18 protein-coding genes are annotated in these 23885 nt (G+C 31.7%); 13 read left to right on the top strand and 5 right to left on the bottom strand.

Going from position 1 to position 23885, the window contains the following annotated elements; translation table 11 throughout:
- Positions 1-36: 36 nt before the first annotated feature.
- Positions 37-1029: a hypothetical protein gene (locus V9L05_RS03790; RefSeq protein WP_338814436.1), complete on the top strand. Its 993-nt coding sequence runs from the start codon at positions 37-39 to the stop codon at positions 1027-1029.
- On the opposite strand, the gene V9L05_RS03785 is transcribed toward V9L05_RS03790, so the two are convergent.
- Positions 936-1736: an IS5 family transposase gene (locus V9L05_RS03785; RefSeq protein WP_338811837.1), complete on the bottom strand. Its 801-nt coding sequence runs from the start codon at positions 1734-1736 to the stop codon at positions 936-938. The genes V9L05_RS03790 and V9L05_RS03785 overlap by 94 nt on opposite strands.
- Positions 1737-1833: 97 nt before the next feature.
- Between V9L05_RS03785 and V9L05_RS03780 the strand changes: the two genes are divergently transcribed.
- Complete coding sequence (locus V9L05_RS03780; RefSeq protein ID WP_338814435.1) at positions 1834-2976, top strand: serine hydrolase domain-containing protein; 1143 nt, start codon at positions 1834-1836, stop codon at positions 2974-2976.
- Positions 2977-3030: 54 nt separating this feature from the next.
- On the opposite strand, the gene V9L05_RS03775 is transcribed toward V9L05_RS03780, so the two are convergent.
- Positions 3031-4452: a PcfJ domain-containing protein gene (locus V9L05_RS03775; RefSeq protein ID WP_338814434.1), complete on the bottom strand. Its 1422-nt coding sequence runs from the start codon at positions 4450-4452 to the stop codon at positions 3031-3033.
- A 342-nt stretch (positions 4453-4794) separates the two neighbouring features.
- Between V9L05_RS03775 and msrA the strand changes: the two genes are divergently transcribed.
- The 4 genes from msrA to V9L05_RS03755 all read left to right on the top strand — a co-directional run bounded on the left by msrA (position 4795) and on the right by V9L05_RS03755 (position 9131).
- Positions 4795-5511, top strand: coding sequence for a peptide-methionine (S)-S-oxide reductase MsrA (gene msrA / locus V9L05_RS03770; protein ID WP_338814433.1), 717 nt, complete (start codon positions 4795-4797; stop codon positions 5509-5511).
- 164 nt (positions 5512-5675) lie between these two features.
- Positions 5676-7346: an IS1182 family transposase gene (locus tag V9L05_RS03765; protein WP_338812820.1), complete on the top strand. Its 1671-nt coding sequence runs from the start codon at positions 5676-5678 to the stop codon at positions 7344-7346.
- A gap of 146 nt (positions 7347-7492) precedes the next feature.
- Positions 7493-8239 carry a DUF2459 domain-containing protein gene (locus tag V9L05_RS03760; protein ID WP_338814432.1) on the top strand — a complete coding sequence of 249 codons (747 nt, stop codon included), beginning with the start codon at positions 7493-7495 and terminating at the stop codon, positions 8237-8239.
- A gap of 175 nt (positions 8240-8414) precedes the next feature.
- Positions 8415-9131, top strand: a complete 717-nt coding sequence (locus V9L05_RS03755) for a carboxypeptidase-like regulatory domain-containing protein (RefSeq protein ID WP_338790261.1) — start codon at positions 8415-8417, stop codon at positions 9129-9131.
- Between the two features lie 162 nt (positions 9132-9293).
- On the opposite strand, the gene V9L05_RS03750 is transcribed toward V9L05_RS03755, so the two are convergent.
- On the bottom strand, positions 9294-10418 hold the full coding sequence (locus V9L05_RS03750) for a YihY/virulence factor BrkB family protein (protein WP_338814431.1): 1125 nt from the start codon (positions 10416-10418) through the stop codon (positions 9294-9296).
- Positions 10419-10937: 519 nt separating this feature from the next.
- Here V9L05_RS03750 and eno point away from each other — a divergent pair.
- The 3 genes from eno (at position 10938) to V9L05_RS03735 (ending at position 13621) form a co-directional block, all read left to right on the top strand.
- Positions 10938-12215, top strand: coding sequence for a phosphopyruvate hydratase (gene eno, locus V9L05_RS03745; protein ID WP_338814430.1), 1278 nt, complete (start codon positions 10938-10940; stop codon positions 12213-12215).
- A gap of 126 nt (positions 12216-12341) precedes the next feature.
- Complete coding sequence (locus V9L05_RS03740) at positions 12342-12725, top strand: transposase (RefSeq protein ID WP_338811880.1); 384 nt, start codon at positions 12342-12344, stop codon at positions 12723-12725.
- Positions 12726-12775: 50 nt separating this feature from the next.
- Complete coding sequence (locus tag V9L05_RS03735; RefSeq protein WP_338811879.1) at positions 12776-13621, top strand: IS3 family transposase; 846 nt, start codon at positions 12776-12778, stop codon at positions 13619-13621.
- A gap of 86 nt (positions 13622-13707) precedes the next feature.
- Here V9L05_RS03735 and V9L05_RS03730 read toward each other — a convergent pair whose 3' ends face one another.
- Positions 13708-15969, bottom strand: coding sequence for a sodium-translocating pyrophosphatase (locus V9L05_RS03730; RefSeq protein WP_338814429.1), 2262 nt, complete (start codon positions 15967-15969; stop codon positions 13708-13710).
- Between the two features lie 671 nt (positions 15970-16640).
- Here V9L05_RS03730 and floA point away from each other — a divergent pair.
- From floA to V9L05_RS03710, 4 genes are all read left to right on the top strand, one after another.
- A complete protein-coding gene (gene floA, locus V9L05_RS03725) occupies positions 16641-17666 on the top strand; it encodes a flotillin-like protein FloA (RefSeq protein ID WP_338790265.1) in 1026 nt (341 codons plus the stop codon).
- A gap of 223 nt (positions 17667-17889) precedes the next feature.
- A complete protein-coding gene (locus V9L05_RS03720) occupies positions 17890-21177 on the top strand; it encodes a two-component regulator propeller domain-containing protein (protein ID WP_338814427.1) in 3288 nt (1095 codons plus the stop codon).
- On the top strand, positions 21168-21719 hold the full coding sequence (locus tag V9L05_RS03715) for a SpoIIE family protein phosphatase (RefSeq protein ID WP_338814426.1): 552 nt from the start codon (positions 21168-21170) through the stop codon (positions 21717-21719). Before V9L05_RS03720 ends, V9L05_RS03715 begins: the two co-directional genes overlap by 10 nt.
- Before the next feature lie 116 nt (positions 21720-21835).
- Positions 21836-22402: a hypothetical protein gene (locus V9L05_RS03710; protein WP_338790267.1), complete on the top strand. Its 567-nt coding sequence runs from the start codon at positions 21836-21838 to the stop codon at positions 22400-22402.
- 63 nt (positions 22403-22465) lie between these two features.
- Here V9L05_RS03710 and V9L05_RS03705 read toward each other — a convergent pair whose 3' ends face one another.
- Positions 22466-23527 carry a hypothetical protein gene (locus V9L05_RS03705; RefSeq protein ID WP_338814425.1) on the bottom strand — a complete coding sequence of 354 codons (1062 nt, stop codon included), beginning with the start codon at positions 23525-23527 and terminating at the stop codon, positions 22466-22468.
- Positions 23528-23885: the final 358 nt, after the last annotated feature.

The raw sequence follows: 23885 nt of genomic DNA, 5'->3' as shown, positions 1-23885 counted from the left end.
TAATAAAAAATATTCTTAACTAACTCTTTTTTACAAATGATATTTCAAAAAAAATACTTATTATTTATTTTCTCTTTATTATTATGTTCTCATGATTTATTTGCTCAACTTCCTTCTGAAACAGCTTTTGCTTATCCAGCTAATATTCAAGTAGATGGAAAACTAGATGATTGGAAAGATATAGAAAAATACCCTATTAACCAGTTTCCTTATGGAAACAATATTCAGAATAAAGAGGATTTTGAAGCCTTTTTTCAAGTTGCTTATAGCAAAGAACTTCAAGAATTATATTTTGCTGTTACTATCCAAGACCAAGAAAATTTATTAGACCAAACTAATGAGGCAAGTTGGAATACACAAGATACTTATAATTTTTATATTGATGAAAAACACAATAGAGAGGGTTCAGGAGTGATTTTATATACTTTCAACGAAGTATTTGAGACAAATAATGACCTAACTAAAAGTTGGGATAAAGAGTTGAGAGAACAAAAAACAGCTAAGTGGGAAAATATAGACAAAAAAATAATTACTGAAAAAGGTAAAAAAATAATAGAATTTAAGATAAAACTTGATAGAAAGCTAGAAAATGGCGTAGCTATAGGGATGGATCAGATGATAGTAGATGTGGACACTGACGAAAATTTTGAAATGATAACTTGGACGAATAGTGGAGGGAAAAGTAGTCATGTAGGAAGGCTTGGAACTCTTATTTTGACAGATGAACAAACAAAACTTGTCAAAATCAAAGGAAAGATAGATTGGAAGGTAGATACTATTTCTGTATATCCCCAAAAGATTAGAATTTATAATCTAAATCAAAATTCGTTTTGGACAAATACACTTATAGATTCTTTAGGAAATTTCGAAATACAGATGCCAAAAGGAAACTATGAGACAGAATTGCAGACTACCCTAAGAGCCTGTTCGAGTTTTTATTTTTTCTTTCTTCTAGCCCCTTTATTTATGAGGTTTAAAATCATAGCTAAATACACAAATGCTTTAGCAGAATCTACAGTTTTCTCATAATCTACTTTTAGTCTTCTGTTTTGATTAAGCCAAGCAAAAGTTCTTTCTACTACCCACCTTTTGGGTTGAGGTACAAATGCTTTATCCTCTTTTTTTTCTCTTCTTGGACTATTGACAATCTCAATTTGTACTCCTGTTTGACTAAATATTTCAGCAGCCAAACTAGCACTTCTATAGCCTGCATCAGCAAGAATTTTAAAGAATTTTCTTCCTCTAAATTGAGCTAAATAAGCTAGATAAGCAAGTTGATTCACGTCAGCTTCATTGGCTGGACTAATCTCTAATTCTAGTAAATTTCCTTGCGTATCTACCAGTATATGCCGTTTACGTCCTTTTTTGAGCTTGTAACCATCTACACCTATAGCTTCCCCTCCATATACACTTTGTACACTTTGAGAGTCTATAGAACCCAAAGAGGGTTTAGCATTTCTACCTTGAGCCAACCGTTCTCTTGTGACCAACTTGTCCAAAAGTTTTTTGTACCAACCCATCTTCTGCCATTTGCTAAAGTAGTCATACAAACTACTCCAAGGAATACCATAACTACTGGGAAGTAAACGCCAACTACTGCCAGAACGAGTGATGTAAAATAGTCCTGAAAAGATATTATACAAACTGTGTTTGCGTTTTCTTTCCAAGTACGAAAAAGGTATAAATTTTTTCATATATTGCCAAAGAGCATCAGATAAATATTCATTAGTAAACATAGTCATTGATATTTTAATTAGTAACTGAAAATCAATAACTTAACTAATAAAAAAATCTGATGTTCTTTTTTATGTATCTAAACTCGAACAGGCTCTAATGAAATTTGAAAATGTATATAAAAAAGTGTCATTTGAAAATAATAAACTAGTGCTAGATGGAAACTCTCCTTTAAAACTTCAAATGAATATTTCAGAAATTGAAGATATTATTCCACAAAATGGAATCTTATTAGACGGACTTAGTATAGAAGATGAATTTAAGGTAGATAATTTTATTCGTACTTATATGGAGTATTATCAAGTAGCAGGAGTTTCTTTAGCTCTTATTGATAGTGGAGAAGTTGTGTTTCATAATATATATGGCTATAAAAATTATTCTACTAAAGAACCTATAAATAAAAGGACAGTTTTTGAAGGTGCTTCTACAACAAAACCGATGTTTACTTTTGCTGTTATGAGATTAGTAGAAAGAGGAATTATTGATTTAGACAAACCTTTATATTTGTATCATGAAGCTCCAAAAGATGTTCAAGATGACCCAAATCATAAACTTATTACTGCACGAATGGTTCTTTCACATACCACAGGTTTTCCGAATTGGGCTTTTATGACTCCTGATGGAAAATTGAACATTCAGTTTACGCCAGGTACTAAGTTCCAGTATTCAGGTGCAGGTTTTGAGTATTTGAAAGATGTGGTCATTAAAATTACAGGAAAAGATATTTCTACAATTTTGAAAGAAGAAGTTTTAGATGTTTTTGAAATCAAAAATACATATTTCAAGTATGAGAGAGGCTTAGAGAAAATAAAAGCTGATGGACACTATGGTCTAACACCAACCTCAATGAATATACCTGAAGATGTGAATACAGCAGCAAGCCTTCATACAGACCCACAATCGTATGCTAAATTTTTGATAGGGATTTTAAACAAAAAAGGATTAAAAAAAGAAACATATCAAGAAATTTTTAAAATTCAAACATTAACTAGTGAACAGGAAACTATAAATAAAAGAACTGCTGAATATTTTGGCTTAGGTTTATTTTTTAGAGATTCTCCTACTTTTGGAAAAAGCTTTGGGCATGGTGGCAATAATGGCGATTTTAAATGTGATGCTATGATATATGAAAAAGAAGGAAAAGGCTTTGTCATTATGACAAATAGCGACAAGGGAGATGCGATATTTAGAAATGACTTATATAAATTTTTGATACTTGGAAAAGAACCAGTAACTCCATAAGACTTTAGATATTTAAAAAGGTCTGATAAAGCTAAATTTATCAGACCTTTTGATTTAATAATACGTAGGCAATTTTAAGTTATTTTGTTTTGCCCATTCTTTTATGATTTCTTTTTCAAAAGAAGAAGGAAAATGATTGAAACGACGACTTGTTTGTACAATTTTTCGTGTTTTTGGGTCTACTTCTATCGTTACCAAAGAATTATTTCTTGAAAGGACATTTTGCATAGAAAAGATAGCTGATTTACTGTTTTTACAATCACTCACATAAGAACCTACACAGTGATTCATATTTTTACCTTCTTCAAAAAGCTCTTGTTTGGTAAGAAGTTGTTGAAAAACAAAACATTGTCCTGTTTTGGCTCTCACATAATTGTCTTCCATCATAAAATGTGCCCATTCTTGAGGAGTTTGACGAGAAAAACCAACGACTTTAAACCATTCAAAGGCTTTTTTCCAAAGAGAATCCCACGTTCTGCCTTTCAAATCAAAATTTGGGTCAGAGGGATTTTTCTGAACTACTTGTCCTTTGGTATTTTGTCCCCAAAGTCTAGCAAACTTTTGAGTCCAAATATATTCGACAACAATATCTAGTTGATGTGCTGTAGCAGTAGGATTATTTCTGAACAAAAAAGCAATTACTTCTTTCCAAAAACCTTCTTTTGGATATAAATATTTTCCTAAATCAGTCTGAACAAGATTATTTATAAAACCTGTTGTGCCTCCTATTGCCTTTACTTGTCCATAACGGATGGCTGCAATGAAAGTAAACTTTGAAGGAGCTTTTGTAAAATAATGTGCCTCTTTTTTGGTAAGAATTGTAGGAAAATGATTCAATTTAGAAGCATTTTTGCCTTGTCCAACATCAATAAACCAACTTCTAGACAATTTATTTTCGCTATCAAACCAAAGTGAAGTCATACAAGCAGGAATATCATACTTTACAAAAAGATGACGCACCAAATCAGCAAACAATTTTTCAGAATTACGTCCTTTTGGTTTCCAATCTTCGATAGTTCTGATGAAAAAAGAATGTTCTTTTGCTACACAAGACAAAGCATCTAAGATATAATCTTCTTGCAAAAGTGTTTCAGTTTTTCCTTTTTGAGCAATAAGATTTATAATTTCTGAAAACTCTTTTCGATGGCTTCCAGAACTCATCAAGGTAACTAATTTGTTTACTCTTTCATTAGTGTAAACTGGCAAAATACTATTTTTTGCATGTTGCTTGGCTACTTTTCGTAATGATTTTACGTGTGTGTTTTTATTTTTTTTGAGTGTATTTTGATAATTTTGAAGAATTTGTTCTTCTCTAATTTTTTTGAGTTTGAGTTTTGACAAAGCCATAATTGACATTTTTTTTAGGCTGTTTTTACTAACAAAAAGGCAATACGAAGGAGGTACAAAAACGGCTATTTTTGTAAACGAAAGCAATTCAAAGCGAATAGAAGGTTTCTTATTTCTAGTCGCTCCCACTCAAAAAAAATTAATAAGAAAGAAGATAGAAACAAGACGGTTTACCTTATCATTGATACTAAAGACAAGTTATTTTTCCGATACGTCATTGTTTGTATAAGTTTGCAGTTGAAAAAAATTATTTGATACACCCACCCAACCACATAAAAATTAAAAGAAGTTCCTTATCAGAATAAAAAAATATTTTTTAGAGTAAATGAAATGGTGTTTTTGTATAATTTATTCTCACAAAAATTAATAAATCATCTAACAAAGTCTTAAAAATGAAGGTTTTAGGATAAAAAAGCATGACTATTGATTTAGAGTCAATTGTCAGCCATTTATAAAATAAAAAACATCTCAATGAAAAATAAAACTACACTTCCTTTCTTCATTTTACTTCTGATGAGTTTGTCAGCCATTTTTGCAAGTGCTTGTTCGCCAAAACAAAATGCTCATGCAAAAGATTCTATAGACTCAAATCAAGCAAAAACTAAAACAGAAAAAAATAATACTATGACAGACATAAATGCAAAACTAGAAAAAGCTACTTTTGGAGCAGGATGTTTTTGGTGTATCGAAGCTGTTTTTCAGCGTTTAGAAGGCGTTGATACAGTTATTTCAGGATATACAGGGGGGCAATTGCCAGACCCAACTTACAAACAAATCTGTACTGGTACAACAGGACATGCAGAGGTGGCACAAATTACATACAATCCAGAAATAATTACTTTTGATGAATTATTAGAAGTTTTTTGGGCTACACACGACCCAACAACTCTTAATAGACAAGGAAACGATGTCGGAACACAATATCGTTCGGGCGTTTTTTACCACAACGAAGAGCAAAAAGAAAAAGCAGAGTTTTACTTAAAAAGATTAACAGAGGAAAAAGTTTTTGATAAACCAATCGTTACCGAAATTACACCTTTAGGAAAGTTTTATGTAGCCGAAAATTATCATCAAAATTATTACAACAATAATAAAACTCAAGGCTATTGTTCTTTCATAATTAGTCCGAAAGTAGATAAACTCAAAAAAGTATTTCCTAATAAACTCAAAAAGGAATATGTTAAGTAGAAACTTCTTACTTTAGCAGAGCAACAGAAAAGTATAAAATCTATTCTCAAACACTTTTAGTCGTCAAAAAGAGGCTGTCCGAAAAGTACGGATAGCCTTTTTTTTATGGTTAATTTTTTTTATTTTCGAGGTATATATACTTTTATACTAACGTTATATAGCCTATGGCAAAAGTAGTTTTCAAAAACCAAAGTGGTAAGCAGCCCGAACTTTTTCCTGTCAATATATTTGACAAAATTCCAGCTCACCATCCTGTTCGTTTAGTTGAAAAGGTGGTTGATTCATTGGATATTAGCGATTTGATTTCTCAATACAAAGGTGGAGGTTGTTCAGCTTATCATCCAAGAATGCTCGTTAAAGTGCTATTCTATTCTTATTTATCCAATATTTATTCTTGTCGTAAAATAGCTAAAGCTCTTGGGGAGAATATTCATTTTATGTATTTATCAGGCAATTCTACACCAGATTTTAGAACAATTAATGACTTTAGAGGTAAAATTTTGAAGGCACACATTCATCGTTTATTTGGAGAAGTTGTTAAAATGTTGGTTGAAATGGGTTATGTAAGTCTTGATGTTCAATATATTGATGGAACAAAAATAGAGGCTTGTTCTAATCGTTATACTTTTGTTTGGCGTGGTAGTATTGAAAAAAATAAAGAAAAGTTAGAAACTAAAGTAAATAAAATTTTATCTGATATTGAAAGTAGTATTCAATCAGATAATCAAGAAGAAAATAAAGAAGAAGTATCTACTCCATTAGATTCAGAATTATTAAAAGAAAAACTCGCTCAAATCAATAAAAAACTAAAAGAACCGAGTAAACAACAGGCAAGAGAACTAAAAAAAATGCAAGATGAATATCTTCCTAGATTAAGTAAATATGAAGAGTCTCTGAAAATTTTAGGTTGTAGAAACTCGTATAGTAAAACAGATACGGATGCTACTTTTATGCGGATGAAAGAAGATCACATGAAAAATGGACAACTCAAACCTACTTATAATGCTCAAGTGTCCACAGAAAATCAATTTATTACCCACGTTTCTATTCATCAAACGGCAGGAGATACCACCACTTTATCCTCTCATTTAGAAGGATTTGAAAATCAGTACAATAAACAAAGTAAAGAAGTAGTAGCTGATGCAGGTTATGGAAGTGAAGAAAATTATGAATTACTTGAAAAAAAAGAAATTACTGCCTACGTTAAGTACAATTATTTCCATAAAGAGCAAAAAAGGAAAATGAAAAATAATCCTTTTTTAGTTCAGAATTTATTTTACAACAAAGAATTAGATTTTTATGTCTGTCCGATGGGGCAAAGAATGAAGAAAATAAGAGATGGAAAACGTACTTCAAGTAATGGATACGAATCGCAAGTATCTTATTATCAAGCAAAAAGGTGTCAAGATTGTCCTCTTCGCAATTTATGTCATAAAGCTGAAGGCAATAGAATAATACAAGTGAATCATCGTTTAAACCAACTAAAAGAGAAAGCTAGAAATTTACTAACTAGTGAGAAAGGATTAGAGCAGCGCAGTAAACGCCCTATAGAAGTAGAAGCTGTTTTTGGGCATCTCAAATATAATAATAAGTTTAATCGATTTACTTTTAAGGGATTAGCAAAAGTAGAAATGGAGTTTCTATTGATGGCTCTTGGGCATAATTTTAGAAAAATGGTGGCAAAAACTGCCGATAAGCTAAAAAATACTTTCAATTCTAAAAAATCATCTTTTTGCACCTTTTTTTATACTCAAAAAAATCACCAAAAGACAAAATTTGTTTGCATCATCAAAAAAATCAACCAAAAAGAAGAATTACAAAAAATAGCTGCATAAAAAGAGGCTGACCTTTTCGGACAGCCTCTTTTTTTGAGTTCAAGAAAAAAGAATAGGTAAGCAATAATTTGAATTTATGGATTTTCTGAACTTATGACATCTAGTGAGTAAGTTAATTTAATCTCAACTTAATAATTCTTACAAAAATGAGTCGTAAAAAAAACTATTTATTCTGTTTTCTGCGTTGGAGTTTCAAAATTATTCTCTTTAGCATTTCTTTTTATCTACTCTTTGTGCTTATTGGAGGTTATATTTGGACTGTCAAACCAAAAGCATCAAACTCTAATTTAGAAAAAAATGAGATAGAGATTTATGTGACCTCAAATGGATTACATACTGATATTGTTATTCCTATTCAAATTGAAACTGATTTTTTCAAAGTTCTCAGTCAAGATTCTATCCTTAATTCTTATTTAGGAAAAACTAATTCTTATAAATGGCTTTCTGTTGGTTGGGGAGATAAAGGTTTTTATAATGAATCTTATAATGGAGGTTTTCCCTCTGTTTCTGCGTGTTTGAATGCTGCTTTTGTTCCCTCTGAAACACTTATGCACTTAGATTTTTATAAAAATAACCTATTAGAAAATGAAAACTGTAAGAAAATAAAGTTAAAAAAAGAGGAATATCAGAAGTTATTGCAACATATTACAATGAGTTTCCGAACTGTAAGAGAAGATTCCGAAAGTAAAGTGCAGCATATAACTAATCAGACAAAATTTATTCGGTTACCACAAAAAGGATATTCTAATTCTGACTATTTTTTTGAAGCAAAAGGTAATTATCATTTATTCTATACTTGCAATAGTTGGACAAATGAAGGCTTGCAAAAAGCAAATCAAAAAACAGCTCACTTTTCTCCCTTTGCACAAACAATTCTATATCATTTGAATTAAAAATATAAAAATCTAACATAAATCTACAACCAACCTAACAAAAGGATATAAAAATCTATTATCTTAGTAGAATAAATTGACTAAAAAAATACTTTCAACATAATTATTGATTCAAAATTTTTTACTTAGAATGAAATTTTTGGTTAAATAAAAAGAAACACTAACTAAATAAGCTATGAGCCAAATTGCAAATTTTACAAAAACTTCAATTAAAAATTCGATTCTAAAATATGGAATTACTTTTCTAATTGTATTTATTTCTACTACTTATTTTTCATCTTTTTCCTTTGGACAAGGAGAGAATCAAATGGTTCGTTTTTCAGGAATTGTAGTGGAGGGCGATAGTTTGTATGGTGTTTCGGGCGTGCATATTTATATTCCTAGAGCAGGACGAGGAAGTGTAACAAATGCGCTAGGTTATTTTTCGATGCCAGCTATGGAAGGCGATACTGTTATGGTAAGTGCAGTAGGCTATAAAAGTTCAAAAATAGTGATTCCTAAGCGAGGAGAACCTTTATATTCTGTTGTGATAGATTTGAAAGAAAATATTCAGATGTTAAATGAAATTGTTGTTTTGCCATATAAAAATTCGACAGAGTTTAAAGACATGGTTTTGGCAATGGATACCTCTGACCCACTTATAGAACAAATGAAAGAAAATTTGGATAGTGAAAGGCTTAATCAAATGGCTGCAAATATGCCAATGAATGCTAATTCGAATTATAGATATTTGATGCAACAAAATCTCAATTCAAGAAATAATAAGTTTTTTGCGCCTTCTATTCCTCTTCTAAATCCGTTTGCTTGGTCGAAGTTTATTGAATCAATTAGAAACAAAGATTATAAAAAACCACTAAGAACAACAACAGGTGGAAGTAGTGGAGGAAATTAATTTCCTCCAAACGTATAAAAAACTCTTTCTCAAAACTAATCAAAACTAAAAAGACAGTTTGGGAAAGAGTTTTTTTTATGCGCTCATCAGTAAGGTAAGATAGATAAGTATAGTTCTAATTTGATTGATGTTAAATCTAGTCTTTTCTAGTCTTTATCTTCTCTAGTCTTTCTCTTCATTTTTATTTTCTGTTTCTTCTTTAATCTTATTTTCTTCAGCTTCTGTTTCTTTGTCTGGTTCTGCTTTTTGTGGTTCATTTATTATTTTTGCTTCTTCCTGTTTTTCCTTGTCTTGTAGTTCTAAATCTTTAGCTATGCTTTCTCGCCATACTCTACGTCTTCTGACGGCTATTTTTCGTGCTTTTTCTATGCTTACATTTATCTCAAAACCAAAAAGAATAACTAAAGAAATAACAAAGAGCCAAAACATAAATCCTACGAAAGTTCCAATCGAACCATACAATCTATTATAAGTATTAAAGTAATTTATATAATAGGAAAATCCTACTGAAACAGCAACACACGAAAAAGAAGCCAAAATTGCACCTACACCATACGTACGCCAAGGAATTTTAAGAGCTGGTGCAAAACGATACAACATAGAAAGGGTAAGAAGAATAATTAAAAAGGCAACAATATATCTCAGAATTTGAATGCTGTAATAGAGTCCGTCTTGACTCATGAGGTCATGAAAAATCAAGAAATTGAGTAGGTATTCGCCTACAATAATTAAGACAATGGTAAGCAATAAAAGAACTGTAAAAATAAGTGTTAAGCTAAGAGCTGTAATTCTTTTTTTGATAAAATTTCGCTTATCAATAATTCGCTGTGAACGGCTAAAAGCATCCATAAAACCAATTGTTCCACTTGTTGCAGCAAAAAGTGCAGCCACAAAACCAAAAGATAAAAGTCCTCCTCGCTGTTTGCTGACAATATCATAAATGGTTGTGTCTATAAAAGCGTAAATCCCATTAGGAACAATGGCATTGAGTTCTGTAAAGATACGTTCTTCTAAATCTGGAATTTGTAAATAAGGAATAAGAGTAAACAAAAAGATTACAAATGGAAAAATAGCTAAAGTAAGATTAAAAGCAATCCCACTGGCACGGTCAGGAACGGCATCTTTTTGTATCTTAGAAAAAAAAATTCCTAAAATTAAATACAAATTAAATTCTGGGTTTTTCCTAAAATGAACATTTCCCAAAAAACGCTCAAAACCCTCTATTCGTCTGTGATTACGGATTCGATGAGAAGTTTTTTTGAGTCGTTCTCTAATTTTTTTACGCATAAATTCAAATTGGTTTAGCTAACAAACATAAATTAGCTAATAAAGTCTTTTAGTGAGTATGTGTTATCTATTTTAAAGCTGTTTTAAGAAGATAATTTTTCTATAAAGTTAGCTTGTAAAAATCTATTTTATAGAAAAATAATATAGTATTTGTTATGTTTGAGTGTAGCAATACCAATAAAAATAGTGTATCTATTATTTATTCTTAAGTTACTTCTACTTCTTCAACTTTTAAGAAAAGCAAATAGTTTTAGTTTCAATTTAATCAAAAATCTAGTTAGAAAAAGATTTATCCAAATAATTATTCAGATTTTTTAAATCTAAAACACCTACTTATATCTTTTTCTGCTACATTTTTACAAATAATACTAAGCTAACTTAAAGATAGAGATAGATTTAGGTTCAAACTTGCCATTTTTCAATTAAGAAACTACCTTTGCATTATCGTACTTATTTTTGTATCGAAATAATAAGTTTCCAATCTTTACTCATATTCATTCCAAAAAACAAATTTTATTCATGGCTCAAATTCAGCATATTCACGCACGTCAGATTTTAGATTCAAGAGGAAATCCAACTATTGAAGTAGATTTGCATACTTCAAAAGGAAATATGGGACGTGCTGCCGTTCCTTCTGGTGCATCGACAGGAAAACACGAAGCTGTCGAACTTAGAGATAATGATGAAACAGCTTACTTAGGAAAGGGAGTGTTACAAGCTGTAAAACATGTAAATGAAATTATTGCACCTGAGCTTATTGGTTTTTCAGTTTTTGACCAAAATATTGTTGATAAACTGATGATTGAGATTGATGGAACACCCAATAAATCAAAATTGGGTGCAAATGCAATGCTTGGTATTTCGCTTGCTCTTTCAAAAGCTGCTGCAAAAGAAGCAAATCTTCCTTTGTATCGTTATATTGGTGGTGTAAATGCAAACACACTTCCTTTGCCAATGATGAATATTTTGAATGGAGGTTCGCACGCTGACAATGCTATTGATTTTCAAGAGTTTATGATTATGCCTGTTGGCGCAAGGCGTTTTTCAGATTCATTGAGAATGGGAACAGAAATTTTTCATCACTTAAAAACAGTCTTGAAGAAAAAAGGACTTTCTACAAATGTAGGTGATGAAGGAGGATTTGCTCCAAATCTTCGCTCAAATGTAGAAGCGATTGAAGTTGTTTTACAAGCCATTGAAGCAGCAGGTTACCAAGCTGGTAAAGATGTATTTATTGCTCTTGATGCTGCAAGTTCAGAATTTTATGATGCAAAAGAAAAAGTATATCATTTTCATAAGTCAACTGGCGACAAACTTACTTCTGACCAAATGGCTGAATATTGGGCAGATTGGTGCAAGCAATATCCTATCTTGTCAATTGAAGATGGAATGGATGAAGATGATTGGAGTGGATGGCAAAAACTAACTCAACTTGTTGGCGATAGAGTTCAATTAGTTGGAGATGATCTTTTTGTAACGAATGTAAAACGAGTACAAGAAGGAATTGAAAAGCAAGTAGCTAATTCGGTGTTGATAAAAGTAAATCAAATCGGAACACTAACAGAAACAATTGATACTGTAAATCTTGCACATAGAAACGAATATAAAACCGTTATGTCGCATAGAAGTGGAGAAACAGAAGACAATACAATTGCAGACTTGGCAGTTGCACTCAATACAGGACAAATCAAAACAGGTTCGGCTTCTCGTTCTGACCGTATGGCAAAATACAATCAACTTCTCAGAATAGAGGAAGAATTAGGCGAAGCAGCTTATTTCCCAGGTTTGGATTTTTAAAAAATAGAGAGTAATCAATAGGAGAAATATCAACTATAAAAAAAACCTTTTACTTTAGGAGAGTAAAAGGTTTTTTGCTGAAAAGTGTGTCTCGTCCTAACATAGTGTTACACAACCAATTTTATTATGGAACGTACCTATGTAAAACGTACACAGAAAGACTATACCATGCAGTTCAAACTTCAAGTAGTTAAGGAAATAGAACAAGGTCTTTTTACAATAACTCAAGCACAACGGAATTATGGTATTCAATGTCGTCATACTGTTGTGAACTGGTTAAAAAAATACGGTAATTTTGATCATTCTTATAAAGTAATTCGTCCTATGAAAACAGCAGAACAACGTTTAATGGAACAAGAGCAGGAAATTCGTCTTCTTAAAAAACAAAATGCCACTCTACAAGAAGAATTATCTACCTTAGATAAGAAAGCCATTTTGTTTGACATGATGATTGACTTAGCCGAAAAAGAATATAAAATTTCTATACGAAAAAACTCCAACCCCAAGTAGTTAGTTCATTTAGTGAACAGCCTGCAACCAGTATTGAAAAGACCTGTAAATTGCTTGGGATATCTAGACGGGTATATTATTATTCTTTATTTCGGACAGATAAATACAAAGAATTAGCTCAAAAAGTAGTTGATTTAGTCAAAGAAGTTAGACATCGAATGCCACGAGTGGGTACTCGTAAACTTTACCACATTTTAAAAATTCCTTTAAAGGCTTTAAAAGTGGGACGAGATAAACTATTTCGTATTTTGGAAGCTAATCATCTTCTTATTTTACCTAAACGGAGGTATCATGTTACTACAGACTCCTTTCATCGTTTCAAAAAGCATAAAAATTTAATTGCAAACTTGAAGGTAGATGGAGCAGAACAAGTTTGGGTAAGTGATATTACCTATATTGGAACACGAGAAAATCCGATGTATTTGGCATTGGTTACTGATGCGTATTCAAAGAAAATAGTTGGTTTTGATGTTTCTAATAGCTTAGAGACTGTTGGTTGTTCAAATGCTTTAAAAATGGCATTGAAAAACAGAAATTATCCGTTACGAGAATTGATTCATCATTCAGATAGAGGTGTCCAATATTGTAGTGATGAATATCAGACGATTTTAACTAAAAATCGTATTCGTTGTAGTATGACAGAATGTTATGACCCTTACGAAAATGCAGTAGCAGAACGTGTCAATGGTATTCTCAAACAAGAGTTTTTACTAGAAACTCAACAATCGTATTTGACTTGGATGAAACAATTAGTACAACAAAGTGTACAAATATATAATCAAGAAAGACCTCATTTTTCTTTATATATGCAAACACCAGAGCAAACACATCAAAAGGAAAATATTGAAATAAGAACCTATAAAAAAGAAAAATCAGACAATCTTAAGACTGCCTGATATATATTTAATCTATCTAAAAAACTGTAACACTATTTCAGGACTAGACAGTGATATATCAAAAACTTATCTCAGACTATTTTAAACTATTTCTTAAAATTAGAAATAATAATTTTACTAGTATTAGAATTAAAAGCTAAATCAGATTTTTGCGTATTCTTTTGACTATTCTCTACTTGAATAATTTTTGGAACAGGAATTTCTAATTCTGAATGATTTCCTTCATTTACGCTAATGTGAGGAGCAATAATCAAAGAAACAATAGACATAAGTTTAATCAAAATATTCATTGAAGGACCAGAAGTATCTTTGAAAGGATCACCTACTGTATCACCTGTAACGGCAGCCTTATGGGGTTCAGAACCTTTGTAATACATTTTTCCATCAATTTCAACTCCTTTTTCAAATGATTTTTTAGCATTATCCCACGCTCCACCAGCATTTGACTGAAACATTGCCATCAAAACTCCAGACGAAGTAACACCTGCTAAAAGTCCACCCAAAATTTCGGCAGAACTCACATTTGCAAAAACGCCTTTAAATCCGAAACCGATAACAATAGGAACAATAATCGCAATCGCCCCAGGCAACATCATTTCACGAATGGCAGCCTTTGTAGAAATCTGAACACAACGGTCGTAATCAGGTGTTCCTGTTCCGTCCATAATTCCTTTAATTTCTCTAAATTGACGACGAACCTCCTTAACCATTTCCATAGCTGCACGACCTACGGCAGAAATTGCCAACGCTGAAAACACAAAAGGAATCATTGCACCTACTAAAAGTCCAGCCAAAACAGGAGCTTTATAGAGGTCAATCGCACTAATTCCAGAAATACCAACAAAGGCAGCAAAAAGAGCAAGTGAAGTAAGAGCAGCCGAAGCAATAGCAAATCCTTTTCCTACAGCAGCCGTAGTATTTCCTGCTGCATCTAAAATATCTGTACGCTCACGCACTTCAGGAGCTAAATGACTCATTTCTGCAATTCCACCAGCATTATCAGCCACAGGACCAAAGGCATCAACGGCAAGCTGCATTCCTGTTGTTGCCATCATCCCTGCTGCTGCCATAGCAACACCATAAAACCCAGCTACTGCATAAGCTCCTACAATTCCAGCAGCCAAAACAAGCGTTGGAAGCGTTGTAGAGTGCATTCCGACAGCCAAACCTGCAATAATATTGGTTGCTCCACCTGTTGCAGATTGTTTAATAATAGAGTTTACAGGTCTTTTTCCCATCGAACAAAAATATTCTGTAATATAAGACATTGCTGCACCTACGGCAAGACCTATTGCAATAGCATAAAAAACACCCATTGAAGTAAATCTAAACTTTCTAAATTCTAGAGTTTCAGGCAACATCCAATCTACTAAGAAATAAGATGCAATTACAGTAAGTAAAATAGCTGCCCAGTTTCCAATATTTAGAGCCGTTTGTACATTTCCACCTTCTTTTACACGAACTAATGCAGCACCAGCCATAGAAAAAATTGCTCCCAAACCTGCTATCATCATTGGTAATAAAATTGGAGAAAGTCCATTGAACTCATCAAAAACTTTAATTTCTCTACCCAAAATCATGGCAGCCAAAATAGTGGCTACATACGAACCAAAAAGGTCTGCCCCCATTCCTGCTACATCTCCTACATTGTCACCTACGTTATCGGCAATTGTGGCAGGGTTACGAGGGTCATCTTCAGGAATTCCTGCTTCTACCTTTCCAACAAGGTCAGCTCCTACATCGGCTGCTTTTGTATAAATTCCTCCTCCTACACGAGCAAAAAGAGCAATACTTTCAGCACCCAAAGAAAACCCTGTCAAAACTTCAAGAGCCATTTCCATTTCCAAGCCATTTACTCCTGCGCCTACACGCTGCACAAAATACCAGTAAAAAGCAATAAAAAGAGAGCCTACTCCCAAAATAGCCAACCCAGCAACGCCCATTCCCATAACTGCACCACCTGCAAAAGAAACATCTAAGGCTTTAGCAAGACTTGTTTTTGCAGCTTCTGCTGTTCTTACATTCGCTTTTGTAGCGATACGCATTCCGATAAAACCAGCTAATGCAGAAAAAAAAGCACCAATAATAAATGAACCTACAATAGCAGGATGTGAATTAGCATTTGTCATTCCTAAGAAAAACAAACCCAAACAAGCAATGACTACAAAACCAGCCATAACTTTGTACTCAGCCTTTAAGAATGACATTGCACCTTCGGCAATGTAGCGAGCAATTGTGGTCATTCTTTCGTCGCCAGCAGGCTGTTTGCTGACCCAAGCCGAACGAATGGCTGTATAAATAAGCGCAAGAACCCCAAAAAGAGGTACTAGATAAATGATATTTTCCATTAAAGAGGGATAAAATTAAATTGTAAATTGAATTTGTGCATTAGAACATCTAAAATTCTAATTTTTTGTGACAATTCAAACAAAAATTTTATTTTTCTTTCAAAAAGAAGTGAATTATATGGATTTGTGAATATTTTTAAATAAAAACGTCAATTGTATTTTGTAATATAGAGAGTTGAAAAAAATATAAATTATTCTAATACAGAAAACTCTTATTACCAATAAATGGTGGTGTTGTAAAAATTATGATAAGTTAGGCATTGGGGTCAGTTTGTTAAGGTCGGATTTGTAAATTCTTCTTTTTACAAAAAATGTCGCCTTTTTTAGTGTAATGACACTAATAAATTAAATGCACATAAATAATTAACTGAGCAAAATAAAACATATCTAAGAAAAAAATTAGAAAGTGGAAGTTTAAACTGTCAATACACCTTTGAGATGTCAGACAGATTCCATTTGTATATAAATAATTTTGCTCAGTTACTTAATATGATTTGATTTTAGTTTTTATAAAGTATTTTTTTAGTTTGGTGTTTAAAGCAAATATATCTTTTTTAGAAAAAACGTTTTATAGAATCTTGGTTTGAATCAGTTTTTTAAAATAAAAAATTCATTTGTTTCACAACAATTTATTAAATTGCTACTTCATTTAAACATTATAAAAAAACACTATGTCGACAGAACAGATTATTCTATTTAGTATTCTCGGTATAATCGTATTAGGACTTGCCTATGTTATCCGAACCTACATTCCCGTTAATTTATGGATTACAGCTATTTTCTCAGGAGTTCGTTTGGGTTTATTAGAGCTAGTAGCGATGCGAATCAGAAATGTTCGTCCACGTAAAATTGTTTTGCCTCTTATTAATGCTAGTAAAGCAGGATTAAAAGAAATTACAGCCTCTGACCTAGAAACCCACTTTTTGGCTGGTGGTAGCGTTGAAGAAGTTGTAAAAGCATTGATTGCAGCCGATAAAGCAAATATTGATTTGAGTTTTAAACAAGCTGCTGCAATTGATTTGGCAGGTAGAGATGTTTCAGAAGCTGTTCAAATCTCTGTTAATCCAAAAGTAATTACCACTAATGCAGTTACTTCGGTAGCACAAGATGGTATTCAACTGATCACAAAAGCTCGTGTTACACTTCGTGCAAATATTGCTCAACTTGTTGGTGGTGCAGGTGAAGAAACTATTTTGGCTCGTGTTGGTGAGGGTATTGTAACAGCAGTAGGTTCTTCTCACTCTCATAAAGATGTTTTAGAAAATCCTGATAGAATATCAAAATTGGTTTTAGAAAAAGGATTGGATGCAGGAACAGCATTTGAAATTTTGTCTATTGATATTGCAGATATTGACGTAGGAGAAAATATTGGTGCAAAACTTCAAATCGAACAAGCGAACGCAGACCTTAGAGTTGCCGAAGCAAAAGCCGAAGAAAGAAGAGCAATGGCGATTGCAGTAGAGCAAGAAATGAAAGCAAAAGCACAAGCATCAAGAGCAAAAGTAATTGAAGCAGAAGCAGAAGTTCCGAAAGCACTTTCAGAAGCCTTACGAAATGGTAACTTTGGAATTATGGATTATCAAAGACTTCGAAATATGCAAGCCGATACACTTATGCGAGAGTCAATAGCCAATCCAGAAGAGCAACCTCAAAAGCGTAGAAATGATGATGATAGTTACAATCCTCCAAGAATCTAAAAAAATATGTAATGCAAAAATCCTATTTTCAGAAATGATGATAGGATTTTTTTATGCTCATTGTTTTGAGTTTTTATCAAAAAGTAAGCCTGAATTGGACTAACTAATTTGATAATCAACAAAAAATTAGTATTATTGAATAGAATGATTTGCAATTTCAGGGTTTAAGTTTCTGTCTACTAACATATAAAGAATAGATTGTAAGAACAACTACTTAATTAAAATGATAAATAGAATATATTATATTAATTTTTTTACAGCTATTATATTGTACTGTTGTCTGTCTGTAGTTTCTTATGCACAGCCACAGCTCAATACGACTGCCCAACAAGGACTTTTGCCTGATAAAAGTCTTACTCAATATATTCTTACCAACTGGACAACAGCCGAAGGATTGCCTTCAAATACAACAAATTATATTATTCAGGATGATATAGGTTTTATTTGGGTAACAGGATATGATGGACTAGTAAAGTTTGATGGCGCAAACTTTCAGACTTATACTAACTCTACTAATCCTGAATTTAATACCAATAGTTTTACAGCAATAGAAGTAGAATCAGATGAAAGTGGCAAAGAATCAGAAATTTGGATAGGCTCAGAAGGAAATGGACTTGTACACTATAAAGACCGTCAAATTGAATCGTTGTTTGATACTCTATCCGTACGTATAGAAGCTATTTTTATAGAAAAAAGTAGAAATAATAAATCCAAACGAATTTGGTTAGGAACAAGAGGGAAAGGAATTTTTTTTGTGGAAAATGAAAAGTTAATAAAATGGCAAGGAATAACAGATGCAACAGGAGCTGTAACAGACTATAAGAATACTACTGTCAAAAAAATTGCAGGTGATCAACAAGGAAATATCTATTTTGCCATTACGGGAGTAGGGTTAGTTCATTTTGATGGTCAAAAAGTAAAAGAATTTACTCAAAAAGAGGGTTTACCTACCAATAATGTCACTGAAATTTTATATGAAGAAAATTATAAAAATCCGAAACTATATATCGGAACGACCGAAGGAATTGCTATTATAGAAAATAACCAAGTCGAAACACTAGAAATTGCTTCTCAAGATTATATCAATTCTATGTATATAGATAATTTTAGTAGCATGTGGATAGGAACGAATAATGGATTAATTAGAGTTACCCAAGATGAAAAAATAGAGAGATTGAATGAAGAAAATGGATTGCCTCATAATATTGTACGCAAAGTTATTCAGGATAAAGAAAAAAATATTTGGCTTACTTGTTACAAAGGAGGAATTGTTCAACTTAAACAAGGAAAGTTTACAAACTATACCACAGAGGATGGATTTACGAATAACTCTATAAATGTATTAGAAGTTTTTGACGAAAATACTATTCTAGTAGGAGCAGACTTTCCACAACTCAATCTTATTCATAAAGGCAATGCTATGGCTTTTAAGTATCCTATCAAAAACCTAAAAGCTCGTATAAAGGCAATTCAAAAGGCGCATGATGGTTCTGTTTGGATAGGTTCTGATAACGGAGTAGTACAACTTCAAAAATTTGATCCATTAGCCAAAATACCCTATACAAAAGAAGTATTTTACAATGAAAAAAATGGACTTTCAAGTAATATTATCAGAACTATTTTTGAAGATACAAATCATAATATATGGATAGGAACACGAACAGGAGGGATTACGATAATTTCTCCATCAGGTGAAATTTCTTATCACAATACAGAAACAGGTTTTCCTTCCAATTTTATAATGTCCATCAACCAAGATAAAGACGGAATTATTTGGGTAGGAACAAATAATGCAGGTATCATAAAATTAAAAGAAAAAAAGCAAATAGAGCATCTTCTAACCGAACAAGGATTAGTGAGTGAACTTATCTTTAGCACCTATATTGATGAAGAAAATACTGTTTGGGCAACATCTACACAAGGTATTAGTAAAATAAAAAACGGTAAGTTTATAAATTTTACTGCCAAAAATGGACTTCCTTTTTCAAGTGTTTTTGATATCTTAGAAGATAAATCTGTTAACTTTTGGTGTACAACAAGTCAAGGGGTTTTCGTAATTGCCAAAAAAGACTTTGAAAAAATTACTACAGGAGAAATTGATAAACTTCCATTCGAACTTTTTAATAAAAGTGATGGAATGAAAGAAAATCAATGCTCGGGAGCTGCATTTTCATTAAAAACTTCGGATGAACATTTTTGGTTTCCTACAGTGGGTGGGGTTGCTTCTATTGACCCAAGTTCTATTCCGATGAATCAAACACCTCCTAACATAGTTATCAATAAAATGACAGTAGATGGAAAATCTATAGTCAATAACAAAGAACTTATCATACTTCCAGCAGGTACACAACGTATTATTTTTGACTATTCAGGACTTAGTTTTGTACGTCCTTCTGATGTAAAATTTAGATATAAAATGGAAGGTGTAGATAAAGATTGGATTTTAGCAGAAGAAGAAAGAAAAGCTACTTATACAAGTCTTCCTCCTAAAAAATATACTTTTAAAGTAGAAGCATATAATGAAGAGGGACTAAAAAGTGAGGAAGTAGCTTCTCTTAGATTCGAAATAAAACCTCTGTTATATCAAACTATAACCTTTAAAATAGCTATATTTGTTCTGTTCATTCTTATTTTATATTTTGTTTATAGATGGAGAGTACAACGAATAGAAATAAGAAATCAAAAACTAGAAAAAACTGTAGAACAACGAACGGCTGAAATCAACCAACAAAAAGAGGAAATACAAGTCCAACACGAAAGGTTAGAAAGCTCATATAAGAATATTGATTTAGTAAGTAAAATAGGACAACAAGTTACAGCAGAACTAGACATCGAAATCATAATACAAACTATTTATACACAAGTAACTAACCTAATGCCTACTGATGGTTTTGGAATTGGTATTTATAATGAATTCAATAATACATTAGACTTTAAATATTATATAGAAAAAGGAGAGTTACAACCTAGCTCGTCAGATTCTTTGGAAGATAATACACTTTTGTCTGTAAAATCTTTTAATGAAAAAGAAGAGATTTGGATAAATGACATGGAGAGTAAGTACAAGCATTATAAAGAAATCAAAGAAATTAGACAAGACGATTTGACGAGTTCTTTAATCTATGTTCCTTTATTTCTTAATAGCAAACCAGCAGGAGTTCTTACTGTACAAAGTTTTGAGAAAAACGCATACACTCCAGAATCTGTTTCTGTTTTGAGAGCTTTAGCATCTTATATTACTATTGCACTTTCGAACGCAAAATCTTTTTCTACTATCCAAAAAAAGAATCAAGAAATTACTGACAGCATTCGTTATGCTCAAACAATCCAACACGCAGTGTTACCTGCAAAAGAAAAATTAGACGAAATTTTGGGTGCAAATTTTCTTATTTATATGCCAAAAGATGTAGTAAGTGGTGATTTTTACTGGCTAAGTCATACACCTAGAGGTATCTATTTAGTTGTCTCAGATTGTACAGGACATGGCGTTCCAGGGCATTTATGGCAATGATAGGCATTTCAGTTTTTAATGAACTCATCAATCTTCAAAAGATAGAAGAACCTGTCGATATTTTAGAGAAATTAGACCAAGAAATACAAATTGCTCTACAACAACAACAAGCAAAAAATAGCGATGGAATGGATTTAGTTCTTTGTAGAATAGAGAATCTGCAAAATGATGGAAAAACAAAAGTTACTTTTGCAGGCGCAAAAAATAGTTTATTTTATACCAAGAACGATAAAATAAAAAGACTAAAAGGAAGCAGACGTTCTATTGGAGGACGAAGAAACAAAAGCAATAAAAGACCTTTCACTCAAACTTCCTTAGAATTAGAAAAAGGAGAAATATTATATTTAATAACAGATGGATATATCGATCAAAATGCTCCCAATGAACAACGCATAGGTACTCAAGCATTTATGGAAAGATTAGAGAGTCTACAACATTTACCTCTATCAGAACAGAAAGAAGTATTACTAGAAACCTTAAAAGATTTTCAAAAAAATGCACCTCAGAGAGATGATATAGCTATTATAGGAGTGAAAATATAATTCTATTTTATAAAAGTTGTTTAAGAGTAGGTTTGATGTATTTATTCGGTAGCATGACTACACTAAAACATCAAAAATGACCATGAATTTTCATTGAAAATAAATAATATGAAGCTATGTGTAAACCAAAATCAGGAATTATATTTTGTACTTGTGAACATGAGAAAATTGATTCAGATATATCGTCTAATGTTAATTGGACTTTATATCGACACATTAAAGAAATTTTAGATGTACAAGAAAGTATAGTGATGGGTGTAGCTCTTATGTCTCAAGATATGCTTGAAGAAGGTCTAACTATTAATGGTGTACTTGAATGTTTGAATAATTCACATGCTTTCGATTTTGATTATCAACCTAAACAGGAAGATATTCTATGCTTGACTAAGAGAGAAGGAAAGTATGGAAAATCTATGTTTTTTTGTTATGAAAGTTCTTCTTGGAAATCATATGATGGTGGTTTTTATGATTATATAGATATGACTGCTGGATATATTGGTAATTTGGATAAGAACTCTGATTCTAACTTGAGTATAAAAAAATTACCTTGGACAGATAATGAGCTAATAGAAAAGGCTAAAGAACACATAAAAGAAAAAGAGCATCCTTTTACAGAACCAGCTCCCCCTCTTCCAAAGTTTAATATAAAGCGATTATTTAGACTTTTAGGAATCAATAGGTAAGCTATAATTCCAATGCTTTTCTTACCAATAATAGTATCCTTTATTAGATTCTAAATTTAATTTTTACATCTCAAAATATTTTCTCCAAGTAGAAAAAGCAGGACGTTCTTTTCCAGTTTCATCCAAAAGACCTGTATCTCTCCAAATACTTCCTAAATCTTGGCTTTCTTTTGGAAAATAAGCTAACAGTTTGTCATAATCTCTATGCGCCCACCAAATTACAAATTCATAATTATTGGTTTGAGCATTTTCTAAAAGAGTTTCTAAATAAACATTTTGTTCGACTTCTGACGAAGGAATAAACAAGTTATTCAGATTGGGAATATACAAATCTTGTGCTAAAGCATTTGTTTCTACAAAAGCGATAGACTTAGAAGTTTGAGTGTGTAAAAAATCAAATGCACCTTGAAACTCTGCCTTTGTATGTTTTTGCATCACAAAAGCATAAAAACTAATCGCCAAAAAATCTGATTTTTCACTTTGTGTACGAACATCATTTATAAAATCCGTTGATTGTTGATACCAAGTATGTAAAGTAAACGATTCGGTTAATTTGAGAGTAGGATATTTTGACTTCAAACGAACTCTTAATTTATCTGATAAAAGTTTGTATTCATTCCATTTACTCGGATTAGAACGTTTCAATTCATTTACTTCCATTGCCATTACCAAATAATCTGGTGAAAAGCGATCTACCAAATATTCCAAATAACGAAAATAAGCATTTTCTATATGTTCATCAGTTAAGGAATTGTAAATCGGAATTTGTTCATTATATCCCTCTTTTAAATCATTTCTAAAATCATTTAATAAACTTACAGAAAGCAGAAGTTGATGACTATTTATTTTTCGGCTAATCTTCCCATCTATATTTTCTACAAATTCAGTAGGAAAATCAGTTTGATTTAAAAGTGATTCCCAAGGAATTTTATTGTCTATCTGTTCGGAATAAATATCGGCATTTTGTTCTATAAATGAGTACGTAGAATTTACAGCTTCCATACTAAAATCATAAGGAAAGGTAGTAAAACCCATTTTATAGTTACGTTTTTCTACTACAAGATCTTCTTTTGTACACGAAAAAAAGGAGAGAATAATTAAAATTAAATACAGATAATTTTTCATAAGGACAGGAGTTTAGGAAATTACGACCTATTAAAGCAGCGAAGCTAATTAAAAATTACAAATTTAATTCATTTATTATCAGCCAATTGTATGTTTGAAAATAGCAGCTTATTTAACTTTTCTTCCTTAGTCAAACAAATAGAACTAATTTTTTTAAATTAAAACAAAAATGCTGCTACTTTAAAAAAAATGAAACCTTTATTTATAAAGTAGCGTTAAGGAATATAAATATCTTATTGTATTTTTTACACTAACTAGGCTTGTCCTTTGTAAAATTCTGATTTATTCTTATTTTGAGGAAGAATTTTATCACAAAGTATTCTATTCATAACCATCAAATTTATCTATCATTTTAACT

Origin of the sequence: Bernardetia sp. Wsw4-3y2 (genome assembly GCF_037126295.1) — a bacterium.
Lineage (GTDB): Bacteria > Bacteroidota > Bacteroidia > Cytophagales > Bernardetiaceae > Bernardetia.
Note: the sequence above shows the minus strand (reverse complement) of the source record. Positions and strands in the feature narration are given on the sequence as shown.

What these genes read in the sequence shown, in the direction of transcription:
- V9L05_RS03765 (WP_338812820.1), top strand. Translation starts at nt 5,676, where the DNA reads ATGGCAAAAGTAGTTTTCAAAAACCAAAGTGGTAAGCAGCCCGAACTT.
- V9L05_RS03705 (WP_338814425.1), bottom strand. Translation starts at nt 23,527, where the DNA reads ATGAAAAATTATCTGTATTTAATTTTAATTATTCTCTCCTTTTTTTCG.
- V9L05_RS03710 (WP_338790267.1), top strand. Translation starts at nt 21,836, where the DNA reads ATGTGTAAACCAAAATCAGGAATTATATTTTGTACTTGTGAACATGAG.
- V9L05_RS03730 (WP_338814429.1), bottom strand. Translation starts at nt 15,969, where the DNA reads ATGGAAAATATCATTTATCTAGTACCTCTTTTTGGGGTTCTTGCGCTT.
- V9L05_RS03785 (WP_338811837.1), bottom strand. Translation starts at nt 1,736, where the DNA reads ATGTTTACTAATGAATATTTATCTGATGCTCTTTGGCAATATATGAAA.
- floA (WP_338790265.1), top strand. Translation starts at nt 16,641, where the DNA reads ATGTCGACAGAACAGATTATTCTATTTAGTATTCTCGGTATAATCGTA.
- V9L05_RS03715 (WP_338814426.1), top strand. Translation starts at nt 21,168, where the DNA reads ATGGCAATGATAGGCATTTCAGTTTTTAATGAACTCATCAATCTTCAA.
- V9L05_RS03720 (WP_338814427.1), top strand. Translation starts at nt 17,890, where the DNA reads ATGATAAATAGAATATATTATATTAATTTTTTTACAGCTATTATATTG.
- V9L05_RS03740 (WP_338811880.1), top strand. Translation starts at nt 12,342, where the DNA reads ATGGAACGTACCTATGTAAAACGTACACAGAAAGACTATACCATGCAG.
- V9L05_RS03760 (WP_338814432.1), top strand. Translation starts at nt 7,493, where the DNA reads ATGAGTCGTAAAAAAAACTATTTATTCTGTTTTCTGCGTTGGAGTTTC.
- V9L05_RS03750 (WP_338814431.1), bottom strand. Translation starts at nt 10,418, where the DNA reads ATGCGTAAAAAAATTAGAGAACGACTCAAAAAAACTTCTCATCGAATC.
- eno (WP_338814430.1), top strand. Translation starts at nt 10,938, where the DNA reads ATGGCTCAAATTCAGCATATTCACGCACGTCAGATTTTAGATTCAAGA.
- msrA (WP_338814433.1), top strand. Translation starts at nt 4,795, where the DNA reads ATGAAAAATAAAACTACACTTCCTTTCTTCATTTTACTTCTGATGAGT.
- V9L05_RS03790 (WP_338814436.1), top strand. Translation starts at nt 37, where the DNA reads ATGATATTTCAAAAAAAATACTTATTATTTATTTTCTCTTTATTATTA.
- V9L05_RS03780 (WP_338814435.1), top strand. Translation starts at nt 1,834, where the DNA reads ATGAAATTTGAAAATGTATATAAAAAAGTGTCATTTGAAAATAATAAA.
- V9L05_RS03755 (WP_338790261.1), top strand. Translation starts at nt 8,415, where the DNA reads ATGAGCCAAATTGCAAATTTTACAAAAACTTCAATTAAAAATTCGATT.